The 12098-nt window shown below is 63.6% G+C and carries 10 protein-coding genes; 6 read left to right on the top strand and 4 right to left on the bottom strand.

Translation table 11 applies throughout. From position 1 onward, the window contains the following. Positions 1–13: 13 nt before the first annotated feature. The 3 genes from NKJ80_RS30255 to NKJ80_RS30265 all read left to right on the top strand — a co-directional run bounded on the left by NKJ80_RS30255 (position 14) and on the right by NKJ80_RS30265 (position 3388). Complete coding sequence (locus NKJ80_RS30255; protein WP_352498906.1) at positions 14–748, top strand: 16S rRNA (uracil(1498)-N(3))-methyltransferase; 735 nt, start codon at positions 14–16, stop codon at positions 746–748. 114 nt (positions 749–862) lie between these two features. Next, positions 863–2236 (top strand): glutamate--cysteine ligase, encoded by a 1374-nt coding sequence (locus tag NKJ80_RS30260; RefSeq protein WP_023686820.1) that lies wholly within the window; start codon positions 863–865, stop codon positions 2234–2236. Between the two features lie 90 nt (positions 2237–2326). Next, complete coding sequence (locus tag NKJ80_RS30265; protein ID WP_352498907.1) at positions 2327–3388, top strand: DUF937 domain-containing protein; 1062 nt, start codon at positions 2327–2329, stop codon at positions 3386–3388. Between the two features lie 232 nt (positions 3389–3620). Here NKJ80_RS30265 and NKJ80_RS30270 read toward each other — a convergent pair whose 3' ends face one another. After that, a complete protein-coding gene (locus NKJ80_RS30270; protein WP_023670560.1) occupies positions 3621–3911 on the bottom strand; it encodes a DUF1127 domain-containing protein in 291 nt (96 codons plus the stop codon). A 178-nt stretch (positions 3912–4089) separates the two neighbouring features. On the opposite strand from NKJ80_RS30270, the gene NKJ80_RS30275 reads away from it, so the two are divergent. Continuing rightward, a complete protein-coding gene (locus NKJ80_RS30275; protein ID WP_023670561.1) occupies positions 4090–5046 on the top strand; it encodes a LysR substrate-binding domain-containing protein in 957 nt (318 codons plus the stop codon). A gap of 6 nt (positions 5047–5052) precedes the next feature. Here the strand turns inward: NKJ80_RS30275 and NKJ80_RS30280 are convergent, their stop codons facing one another. Continuing rightward, on the bottom strand, positions 5053–7251 hold the full coding sequence (locus NKJ80_RS30280) for a bifunctional diguanylate cyclase/phosphodiesterase (protein WP_023723354.1): 2199 nt from the start codon (positions 7249–7251) through the stop codon (positions 5053–5055). A gap of 91 nt (positions 7252–7342) precedes the next feature. On the opposite strand from NKJ80_RS30280, the gene xseA reads away from it, so the two are divergent. After that, the gene (gene xseA / locus NKJ80_RS30285; protein ID WP_023735728.1) at positions 7343–9016 is read left to right on the top strand and encodes an exodeoxyribonuclease VII large subunit; all 1674 of its coding nucleotides are present in this window, start codon (positions 7343–7345) and stop codon (positions 9014–9016) included. Positions 9017–9024: 8 nt separating this feature from the next. Continuing rightward, positions 9025–10143, top strand: coding sequence for a DmpA family aminopeptidase (locus NKJ80_RS30290; RefSeq protein WP_352498908.1), 1119 nt, complete (start codon positions 9025–9027; stop codon positions 10141–10143). Between the two features lie 33 nt (positions 10144–10176). On the opposite strand, the gene NKJ80_RS30295 is transcribed toward NKJ80_RS30290, so the two are convergent. Both NKJ80_RS30295 and NKJ80_RS30300 read right to left on the bottom strand, forming a co-directional pair. Next, positions 10177–10419: a DUF768 domain-containing protein gene (locus tag NKJ80_RS30295; protein ID WP_023670565.1), complete on the bottom strand. Its 243-nt coding sequence runs from the start codon at positions 10417–10419 to the stop codon at positions 10177–10179. A 620-nt stretch (positions 10420–11039) separates the two neighbouring features. Further along, positions 11040–11933: a sugar phosphate isomerase/epimerase family protein gene (locus NKJ80_RS30300; RefSeq protein WP_352498909.1), complete on the bottom strand. Its 894-nt coding sequence runs from the start codon at positions 11931–11933 to the stop codon at positions 11040–11042. Positions 11934–12098 lie beyond the last annotated feature (165 nt).

Genomic DNA, 12098 nt, shown 5'->3' on the forward strand with positions numbered 1-12098 from the left:
CCATTCCTCGGCGATGCGCGCCAATTACAAGATGCAGCGGCTGTTCGTGCCGGACGACCTCGCGGCAGGCATCGAATTCGATGCCGGCCAGCAGCAGAGCCATTATCTCACGCATGTGCTGCGGCTCGGCGAAGGCGCCGAGATCCTGGTCTTCAACGGCCGCGACGGCGAGTGGTCGGCGGCGATTGCCACCAGGTCGAAAAGGGCGGTGCGGCTGAAGGTGCTGGCCTCGCAGAGACCGCAACCGCCCCTGCCTGACCTGATCTATTGCTTCGCGCCGCTGAAACAGGGCCGGCTAGACTATCTCGTGCAGAAGGCGGTCGAGATGGGCGCCGGCATCCTGCAGCCGGTGATCACCCAGCACACGCAAGTGGCAAAACCCTCCATCGACCGGCTGCGCGCCAATGTCGTCGAGGCGGCCGAGCAATGCGGCATACTGGCGGTGCCGGAAGTGCGCGAGGCCGAGAAATTCGAGCGCCTGCTCTCCGGCTGGGACAAGGAACGCCGGCTTATCTTCTGCGACGAGGATGCCTCGACCAACAATCCACTGCCAGCGCTGCAGGGGTTGAGGGAAAAGAAACTGGCGCTGATGGTCGGACCGGAAGGCGGCTTTTCCGACGAGGAACGCAAGATGCTGCGGGCGCTCCCCTTCGTCACCGCCATCCCGCTCGGACCGCGCATCCTGCGCGCCGATACGGCAGCGGTGGCGGCGCTTGCGGTGATGCAGGCGGCGGTCGGAGACTGGTAAGAAGCGTAAAGATCAATTCCTGTTGACCTGTGGCTCAGGATTTTTCGCTTGATCGGCTGCTGACATTTCGTCCATTTAGCGCCGGCGGGCTCCGAGAGCCGCAGAGGGGGCCCCATGGCGCGCGACACAACCGATTTCCGACCAATCGAAGACATCGACGAACTGGTCGAGCATCTGGCCGAAGGCAACAAGCCGCGCGACAAGTGGCGCATCGGGACCGAGCACGAGAAGTTCCCCTTCTATGTCGACGGCAACGCGCCGGTGCCTTATGGCGGCGAGCGCGGCATCCGCGCCATCCTCGAAGGCATGCAGCAAAAGCTCGGCTGGGACCCGATCATCGATGACGGCCGCATCATCGGCCTGGTCGAGCCGACCGGACAGGGCGCGATCTCGCTGGAGCCTGGTGGCCAGTTCGAGCTGTCGGGCGCGCCGCTGGAAACGATCCACCAGACCTGCCGGGAGGGCAATGCGCATCTGGCGCAGGTACGCGAGATCGCCGAGCCGATGGGCATCCGCTTTCTTGGCCTCGGCGGCAGCCCGAAATGGTCGCTGGCCGAGACGCCGAAAATGCCGAAATCGCGCTACGAAATCATGACCCGCTACATGCCCAAGGTCGGCACCAAGGGTCTCGACATGATGTATCGCACCTGCACCATCCAGGTGAACCTCGACTTCGAAAGCGAAGCCGACATGCGCCGCAAGATGCAGGTGTCGCTGAAGCTGCAGCCACTGTCGACGGCGCTGTTTGCCAACTCGCCCTTCACCGACAGCCGGCCGAACGGGCTGCAGAGCTGGCGCGGCGACATCTGGCGCGACACCGACAACCAACGCTCGGGGCTGCTCGAATTCTGCTTCTCGCCCGAGTTCGGCTTTGCCGACTATGTCGAATGGGCGCTCGACGTGCCGATGTATTTCGTCATCCGCGACGGCCACTATCACGACATGACGCACATCACCTTCCGCCAGTTCATGGCCGGCGCTGCCCGCAATGAAGTACCGGACGGACTGCCGACCATGGGCGACTGGGCGAACCATCTGTCGACCCTGTTCCCTGACGTCAGGCTGAAGCGCTTCCTCGAAATGCGCGGCGCCGATGGCGGGCCGTGGCGCCGCATCTGCGCGCTGCCGGCCTTCTGGGTCGGGCTGCTTTATGACGAGGCCGCGCTCGACGCCGCCGAGGCGCTGACTTCGAGCTGGACCTATGAAGAAACGCTGGCGATGCGCAATGCGGTGCCGGAACAAGGCATTTCCGCGCCGTTCCGCAACACGACGCTGCGTGAGATCGGCCGCGATGTAATGACCATTTCGCGCCTTGGGCTGAAAAATCGCGGCAGGAAGAACCGCGACGGCTATGACGAGACCTCGTTCCTCAACACGCTGGACGAAGTCGTGGCGCGCGGTACCACCAGTGCCGAGGAAATGCTGTCGGCCTACCACACGCGCTGGGGCGGCTCGATCGAGCCGGTGTTCATGGAATATGCGTATTAGCGTCGCGCCTTGAGCAGCGGCAAAAGCCGCTTCAATCGAACATCGAAACGAACTAGGTTCTCCCTCGAGGATTTCCGGGAGGAGAAACCGATGCGTACCTTGTTCGACATATTGGCGCAGGCGCAGAACGGCAACGGCATGCAGGCGCTTGCCCAGCAGTACGGGCTTTCCATGCAGCAGGCGCAGGCGGCTGTCGCCGCCCTGCTGCCGGCCTTCTCGCAAGGGCTGCAACGCAACACCGCCGATCCCTATGGGCTCGGCGCCTTCATGACGGCGATGGCGAGCGGCCAGCACGCCAAATATTTCGAGGACGCGACCAGGGCTTTCTCACCGCAAGGCGTCAATGAGGGCAATGGCATTCTGGGTCATCTGTTCGGCTCGAAGGAGCTGTCGCGCGCGGTGGCCAGCCAGGCCGCGCAGGCGACCGGCGTCAGCCAGCAGATCCTGCAGCAGATGCTGCCGGCCATCGCTTCGATGGTGATGGGCGGATTGTTCAAGCAGACGACAAACCAGTTGACCGGGGGTCAGATGCAGGCCGCCGGTGGCTTCGGCAGCGGCAGCAATCCGCTCGGCGAGATCATCGAACAGATGATGCGGCAGGCGGGCGGCGGGGCACAGCCTGCGCCGCAGCCAGCACCCAATCCTTACGGTGAGAACCCGCTGGGCAAAGTGCTGCAGGACATGTTCGGCGGCGGCGCCCAACAGCCGCAAAGCCAGCCGCAACAGGCGCCCAACTCCTATGGCGACAATCCGCTGGGCAAGGTGCTGCAGGACATGTTCGGCGGTGGCGCGGCACAGCAACCGCAGGGCCGGCCGCAGCAGCCAACACAGCCGCAACAGACGCAGAGCCCTTACGGCGACAACCCGCTGGGCAAGATTTTTGAAGAGATGATGCGGCAAGGCGGTGGTGGCGGCTTCGGCCTGCCCGGTGGGCAGCCGGCGCCGCAGCAGCCGCAAGCACCCCAGCCGCGACAGGCACCGCAGGAGCGCGAGGCGCCGCAACCGCAGGCCAATCCGAGCGGCAGGCCACGCAATCCGTTCGACGATATTTTCGGCAAGATGTTCGAGACCGGCGCCCAGCAGCGCGACGACTATCAGAAGGGCGTGGAAACGATCTTCGACCAGTTCAAGCGGGACATGGACCGGCGGTAGTTGGCGGTAGTTGGGCGCTGACCTTCGCGGCTTCGGAGCAAGGAACGAAGCGAGCGGCGCAGACCGCACGATGACGACGGAGCTTTAAAAGAAAAGCCCGGTCCTGGAGGAGGACCGGGCCAGTGTGCAGGCTGGCCGGCGGGGAACCGGCAGGGAGTGGGGAGCCTGCTATACTCGTTGGTCGCAGCGAGCCTGAGAAAGGTTCACGGCAACCGAAACAATGCGCCCGATATCACGCTATCTGGCGGGCGAGATCTTCGATCGTATCGGCACGATCGCTCGCAATCGCACGCAGCTTCACGGTCGGATCGGCGCCGAACGGCACATCGATGGCGACATGGAGATCCGCGCGCGTCAGGCCGATATCGGCGAGTTCGGCGTCCGACATCTCGCCGAGGCGATAGAAGGCCCGGCGATTTTTCCAGGCCTGGTAGGCATTGAGAAGAGTGTTGGCCACGCGCGTCGCAACGGCCGGACGCGAGGTGATGCGCGAGGTCTCTGTGGCGAAATCAAACGTGGTCATGTCGGTCTCCTTCAGACTCGAACTGGACAAGACCAGGCGATCGGCGCTGGGGACAGCGGCCGTTCCGGTCTCGATTCACATGCCTTCATGTGGACAATGTGAATTTGCCACGCACCGATTGATTAATCCAACGAATGTTTCTAATCTTTAGCATCAACGCTAGTGATGGATTGGACCGATGAAAGCGCCACTCGATCTCGACCAGTTGCAGACCTTCATCTCGATTGCCGATACCGGCAGCTTCACCCGTGCGGCCGAGGAAGTCCTGCGCACGCAATCGGCGGTGTCGATGCAGATGCGCCGGCTGGAAGAGCGGATCGGCAAGCCGCTGTTCGAAAAGGACGGCCGCACCAACAGGCTGACCGAGGAAGGCGACAAGCTGCTCTCCTACGCGCGCCGCCTGCTCTATCTCAACCGCGAAACGCTGGCCGCCTTCGATGACCAGCGGCTCGAAGGCACCATCCGCATCGGCACCCCCGACGACTATGCCGACCGGTTCCTGCCCGAAATCATGGCACGCTTCACACGGTCAAATCCGCGCGTCGAACTGACTGTCATCTGCGAGCCGACACCAGGCTTGGTCGAGCATATCAAGCGCGGCAATCTCGATCTTGCGCTGGTGACGCACAACGACACGCGCGGCCAGTCGGAAGTGGTGCGGCGCGAGCCGCTGCTATGGGTGACCTCGGCCAACCATGCCACGCACGAACAGGAAGTGCTGCCGATGGCCTTCGGCCGGCCGAACTGCATCTGGCGGCGCGCCGCCGTCGATGTGCTCGACCGGCAAAGCCGCGACTATCGAATCCTGTTCACCAGCTTCTCGGCCACCGTCATCACCGCCGCGGTGCTGTCGGGACTGGCGATCTCGGTGCTGCCGGAATGCGCGCTGCGGCCCGGCATGCGGGTGCTGGGCGAAGCCGACGGTTTTGGCGCCCTGCCCGACTGCCGCATCGGCATCATGCGCGGCCAGACCTCGCGTCCCGAAATCGTCGACGCTCTGGCCCGGCACATCTCGGAAAGCCTCGACAATATTTCCGTGCCGCTCGGCGAAGAAACGGGAAGCTTCGATTTCGCCTCGCTCGCCTTCGCCAAGATGAAGCGGAGCAAGCCGAACCAGATCCTGCCTGGCTGGTAGGAACGATCAGGCCGACGCTGCCGCCTCCGTCGTTGCGTTGGCCGACGACAGGCCGGGCAGCGCCACCAATTGCGCCGGCTCCAGCGGCGGCGACAAGAGGTAGCCCTGCAGCTGCTGGCAGCCCATGGCGACCAGCAGCGCCTTTTGCACCTCGGTCTCTACGCCCTCGGCGGTGACCTCGACCTTGAGCGCGCCGGCGAGATCGATCAGCGCCTTGACGATGGCGCCCGAATTGCCGTCGCCGTCGAGAAGCCGCACGAAGGAGCGGTCGATCTTGAGCTTGTCGATGGCATGGCGGCGCAGATAGCTCAGCGACGAATAGCCGGTGCCGAAATCGTCGAGCACAATGCCGACGCCCGACTGGCGCAAGGCTGCCAGAGCCGCTCTGGTGGTGTCGTTGTTTTCCAGGAGAACGTTTTCGGTGATTTCGAGCTGCAGGCGCTTCGGCGCCAGTCCGGTTTCGGCGAGGATCGAGGCAACCTCTTCGGCAAAGCCGGCGTCGCGCAATTGCAGCGGCGAGACATTGACGGCGAGCCACGGCAGTTTGGTCTTCACGGCGAAGCGGCAGGCTTCCAGCAGGGCCCATGCGCCGAGCTGCCCGATCATGCCGCGTTCCTCGGCGATGGCGATGAACTGCGCCGCCGGCAGTGCGCCATGGACCTCATGCGCCCAGCGGATCAGCGCCTCGGCGCCGACAATGGTCTTGCCGTCGCTGGCAAAGACCGGCTGGTAGGCGAGCTTGATACCGGTGCCGCCATTCAGCGCGCTGCGCAGCTCGCTCTCGACCTTGCGCTTGCGCAGCAAAAGGTCGTCCATGTCGCCGGCGAAGACCTGGTAGCGGCCACGGCCGTTCTTCTTGGCTTCGTAGAGCGCGATGTCGGCCTTGCGCAGCAGATCGTCTGCGTCGGCATCAGGGCCTGTCGACAAGGCTATGCCGATGCTGGCGCTGATAAAGACCTGATCGTCCATCAGCTTGAACGGCTCCTGCAGTTTCTGCAGCACCCTCTCGGAAATATCCTCGGCGTTCCTTACGTCGCGGACATCGATCAGGATCACCGCGAATTCGTCGCCACCCAGTCTTGCCACCGTGTCGACGTCGCGAACCGTATGCTGAAGCCTGGCCGCCGTCTGGCGCACGAGTTCGTCGCCTGCCGGGTGACCAAGCGTGTCGTTGACATGCTTGAAGCGATCTAGATCGAGATAAAGCAGCGCGACCTTGCTTTCATTGCCGGAGGTAAGCAAGGCACGCCGCAGCCTGTCCTCGAACAGTGCCCGGTTGGGCAGGCCGGTGAGCGTGTCGTGAAAGGCGAGATATTGCGCCTGGGCCTGGCTGGTCTGCAGCGCCGATGACGCACGGCGCAGACGCCGGAGCAGAAAGGCGAGCACGCTCGCCGCAACCAGCGCGGCCAGAGCCAGGGCCGGGCTGGCCTTGCCCACCAGCGTCAGGCCGGGCCGTTCCTGGTCCCAGGCAATATAGCCGAGGATGACACCCTGTTTGTCGATAAGCGGAATGGCAGCAGAGCCAAGCGGCTGAGCCATCGGCAGGAGATGCGCCCCCGCCAGCAGATATTTCTGCGCGATCTTGCCGATCACCGCGTCGTTGATGAACTCTATGGAGACATGCAGATATTCGCTGCCGGATGCCTGGGTGACGCGATCCGAACTCGGCACCAGAGGCATGACGCTGAGTATGGCAGGCTGACCGCCAAGCGAGACCAGATCGTCGGCAACGAATTTTGCGCCGGCCTGGCTTGCGTCCTTGCTCATCATCTGGCGCAACCTGGCGATGGTCGGCCGCAAAGCGGGTTCGTCCTCGCCAAAGACGGCAGGCGACACGACCTTGCCTTCGCGCATGGCGTGGACCGGCCGGTTGGCGTTGTCCAGCACATAGACCCGGTTGTGGCCGTAATACGAGTACATCCAGACGCTGAAATTCTCGGCCATCCAGGTCTGGTTGCCGGCCTTGGCGTTTATAACGGAATCATCCCAGACGGCGACGCTTTCCTGCTCGCGCTTTACCGCGGCGATCTGGTCCTGCAGGCCGTTGGCAAGGAAAACCTTCTCCCGCTCGAGCGAGACCCGGTCGGCCTGCATGGTGGCGTAAAGGCCGAAGCCGACAACGATGGCCAGTGCAAAAACGGCAAGCGTCAGCACCGTCAGGGTGACCTGGAACGTCAACGGGCTGCGTTGTTTGCGGGCGCTCATGCGTCCTCCTTGGCCCAGAGTCAATCAGGCCAGGCTTAAGATCAAGTTATGGAATCTTGACGCGGAGCGACAACAGCCGCTCAATCGGCCGATGAGCGACGCAGAATCCGAATCACGAACCAATGCCACCGAATACACGGTGAGCGAGATTTCCGGCGCGCTGAAGCGCACGGTCGAGGATGTCTTCGGCCATGTGCGGGTGCGCGGCGAAATTTCCGGCTATCGCGGGCCGCACTCTTCCGGCCATGCCTATTTCACCCTGAAGGACGACCGCGCGCGGCTCGATGCCGTGGTCTGGAAAGGCACGATGAGCCGGCTGAAATTCCGTCCCGAAGAGGGGATGGAGGTGATCGCCACCGGCAAACTCACCACCTATCCCGGCAAATCCAACTACCAGATCGTCATCGACAATCTAGAACCCGCCGGCGCCGGGGCGCTGATGGCGCTTTTGGAAGAGCGCAAGCGGCGACTGCAGGCCGAAGGACTTTTCGATGCCGGCCGCAAGCGGCGGCTGCCGTTCATGCCGCGCACCATCGGCGTCGTCACCTCGCCGACCGGATCGGTGATCCGTGACATCATCCATCGCATCAAGGACCGCTTTCCGCTGCATGTGCTGGTCTGGCCGGTAAGAGTGCAGGGCGAGACGGCGGGGGCGGAAGTGACGGCGGCCGTCAACGGCTTCAACGCGCTGGCCTGGGATGGAGCGATCGTGCCGCCCGACCTTCTGATCGTGGCGCGCGGCGGCGGCAGCCTCGAGGACCTCTGGGGGTTCAACGATGAAGGGCTGGCGCGCGCCGTCGCTGCCTCGCGCATCCCGGTGATTTCGGCCGTCGGCCACGAGACCGATTGGACCTTGATCGATCTCGTCGCCGACATGCGGGCACCGACGCCGACAGGTGCGGCGGAGATCGCGGTGCCGGTGAAAGCGGACCTCGAAGCGACACTAGCCAGTCTTGGCGCACGGCTCAAAGCAGCTACCTTGCGCAATTTCGAACGCAAGCGGCAGGCCTCGCGTGCGGCCGCCCGCGCGCTGCCCTCGCCCGACCAGTTGCTGGCGCTGCCGCGACGGCGGCTGGACGAGGCGGCCAGCCGGCTTAGCCGGGGGCTGATGGTCTCCACCGAAAGAAAGCAAGCTCGGTTCTTCGCCGTGAAGCTCACTCCGGCAACGCTGTCGCGGCGAATTGCCGAGGCGCGACGCACCAACGACCGCAACCTTTTGCGCGCTCAAGGGGCGCTGCGCGCATTGGCGAGAGCCCGGCGCGCGGAGTTGAATCGTGCGGCGGATCAGTTGCCAAAATGTGCGAAAGCATCCCTGCAACGGCACAGGCAGCAACTGGCTTTGCTGCAAGGCCGCATTACGATCGAGCCAACGGCACGGCGGCAAACCGTGCAGAGGGATCTGCTGACAGCTTTGACGAGACGCGGCACGCAAGCGGTACTGCTCAGGCTGGAGCGACTGCGCGGCCGCATCGTCCAATCCGAGAGGCTGATGGCAACGCTGTCGCACAAGGCTGTGCTGGCCCGCGGCTTCGCGCTGGTCAAGGATGCCGACGGCGCGGTGATCAAACTGGCAGTTGATGTGGCGCCGGGCGCTGGCCTGCAGCTGGAGTTCGCCGACGGCATCGTAAATGCAGTCGCGACCGGCGACGCCGAGCGGGTGCAGGCCGTTGCCAAACCAGCGGCCACGCCGCCCGCCAGCAAACCCGCCGCAAAGCCGACGGCCAGCAAACCGAAAGAGCCGGGCAATCAGGGCTCGCTTTTTTAGAGGACCGCATGACCGGACATGACCCGCATCTTCAAACGCCGGCGGGCAAGCCGCGCGCGCGTGCTTTCGGCATTGCCTTCGAGGGCACGCCGGGCGGCTTCAACGCCATCACCGATGTGCCCGGCGTATCGGTCGGCTATGCGACGCTGATTTCCGGCGAGGGTCTGCTCAAGGTTGGCACGGGGCCGGTGCGCACCGGCGTCACCGCCATCCTGCCGCGGCCGTTGGCTGAGCTCGCCACGCCGGTGTTTGCCGGTGTCTTCAGCCAGAACGGCAATGGCGAGTTGACGGGGTCGCACATTATCGAGGAGGTCGGCGCCTTCAACCTGCCCGTCACGATCACCAACACGCATTCCTGCGGCGTCACCCGCGACGGCACGCTGCGTTGGATGCAACGCGTGCTGCCGGCGGCGCTCGACAGCGGCTGGGGCCTGCCGGTTGCGGCGGAGACCTATGATGGTTTCCTCAACGACATCAACGGTCATCACGTCGGCTTCGAAGATGTCGAAGCCGCGCTCGACGGTGCCGCCGGTGGAGCGATCGAGGAAGGCAGTGTCGGCGGCGGCACCGGCATGATTGCCTTTGGCTTCAAGGCCGGCTCGGGCACGGCATCGCGCATTGTCGAGTGGCAGGGCATCAGGCATACGGTCGGCGTGTTCGTACAGGCGAATTTCGGCAAGCGGCGCAATTTCACACTGCGCGGCGCCCGCGTCGGGCCCGATCTGGTAGAGCCGGCGATGCGCGAAGGCACGCCGCGTGCCGAAAAGGGCTCGATCATCGCCATCGTCGCCACCGATGCGCCATTTCTGCCGCACCAGATGAAGCGGCTGGCAAAGCGAGTGCCGCTCGGCATCGCCATGACAGGCGGCTTCGGCTACCACAGTTCGGGCGACATTTTTCTGGCCTTCACCACCGCCAATCCGCAAGCAGCACTTGCACCATCGGGACGAACCGCAAACGTCGCTTACATCCCGGACGACGACATCGATCCGTTCTTCGATGCGGTGGCGCAAGGCGTAGAGGAGGCGATCCTCAATGCAATGGTCGCCAATGAGGATATGAGCGGACGCGACGGCAATTTCGTGCCGGCGCTGCCGAAGGCCTGGCTGAAAGATCGATTTGGATAGAGGACAAGGCCTGGCGGCGCCAAGCCTGTTGCGTCACGGCTTGGCCGCGTTGCTCTGATCGGCCTCGGCCGCCTCTTCGAGCCGCGATGCGATCAGTTCCTGGATGTCGCCGACTTCTTCCTGGATATCTTCCAGCGGAATGCCGACCTCAGCGGCCTTGGCCGCGCACTCCTTGGCGAGGGTCTCGGCCTGCTTCTCGATCTTTACCGGCGAGTGCTGGCAGTGGACCTTTTCACCGATCCATCCGCGCAAGAACTCGATCGCATGTTCACTCATACTGCTTTTCCCTGGCGGCTATGCCGGTTGGTAACCGTAAACGTCCGCACCCGGTAAAGGATGCATGCTGCCATTCGAACCGAGTCGGCTTCGCCCGGCAAGTTGATCTTGTCGGAGGTCCGAAGAGCCGAATGAAGGGAAGGGTTCAATGAGCACGTTCTGATTGTTTGATAGAGTGGTACGTTGGCCGGGATCGGCTTCGGCTCTATGCTGTTGTTCTTACGATCTTTTCCTGCTGTCGACGGCCGATTTGTATCACAATAGGGATCACAACGCGTAACACATTTTCTGCTTCTTCGTGGTACACCGCCACAGCTACACGGTCGAAGCCGCCGCTATATAGTGACATCATTATGCGATGTCGACTCTATCAGCCATCCTGCTTCTTTCCGCCGCGCTGTGTCAAACGTCATCCCCGTCCAGTATGGAGATCGGATGGCCCCGGAGGGCGTATGAAGATGTTGATTTTATTGCGTTTCGTGGGCCAAAATCAGAAAGCTCTCGTCAGCGTCACCCGCTCGACTGCCTCCGCCACACTCAGCGCCTCCGACGTCGATTCCTTGCACGTAAGGCGCGGGCCGGATGAACGACAACATTGGCGCTTTGGCAGCGCGCTCCTCCTAAGGACGATGTCTCGATGCAACAAGCTCTGCCTTTCGCTGCGCCGTCTCCAGCCCGAGTGCGATGAAGGCGCGCGCATGCCGGGCCAGTTCCATATTGTCGGCCCACAGATTGCGCCAGATCGCGGTCTTCCGTGACAGGTTCTCGTCGACGATCTTCGACGAGAAGGATTCAAAGCTGAGGTCGTCCCTATAGCCGATCGCGGTCAGCGCATCGAAGATGGCGGCAAAGTCGATATTGCCGGTGCCGAGGAAACCGCGATGGCTCTCGCCGATATGGACATAACCGATCTTGTCAGCGGCATGGCGGATAGCCAGTCCGACATCGGCCTCCTCGATGTTCATGTGGAAGGTATCGAGATGCAGGAAGATGTTGTCGGAGCCGGTGTCCGCGATGAAGGCCAGGCCTTGTGAAGCGGTGTTGAGCAGATTGCTTTCGAAGCGATTGACGATCTCCAGATTGAGCGTGACGCCGGCGGACTTGGCCGTCTCCGCAACCTTCGCAAGTGTCCCCGCGCTGCGGTTCCACTGATCGCGCGTCGGCGCCTGCGTCTGCAAGCCGTGGCTGGTACTGAGGATGCCGCCAATTTTCTGGCCGCCGAGATCGCGGGTGAGCGCGATCGTCTCGTTGAGGATCTCGACGCCGCGCGCGGCAACCGCCTTGTCCGCACTCGAAATGTCGCCGTCGGCCGGCAGGCCGATGCTGATCGCGACGCCGAGCTTGAGGTCGGCGATGCGCCTGGCCAACCCGCCAACGTCGACATTGGCGGGGTCAAGATAGGAGAACTCGATCAGGTCGAAACCGGCCTCCTTGGTGTTGGCCAGCGTCCGTTCGAGGTCGCCTTGCGCCGAACTCGCCGACCAGACGAAGGAATGAATACCGATGCGCGACATGATCGTCTCCCGTTTCTGGAATTGAGTTGCGGGCGGGGTGGCCCCGCCCCCACCGGCGGGGGGGGGGGTGCCGGGGGGGGGGCACCCCGGGGTGGAGTTTAGGTTGTTGGGCGGGGTGCCGGTGGGGGGGGGGGCGTGGGTTTTTAAAAAAAACCCGCCCCCCCC

This window comes from Mesorhizobium sp. M0030 (genome assembly GCF_040323695.1).
Taxonomy (GTDB): Bacteria; Pseudomonadota; Alphaproteobacteria; order Rhizobiales; family Rhizobiaceae; genus Mesorhizobium.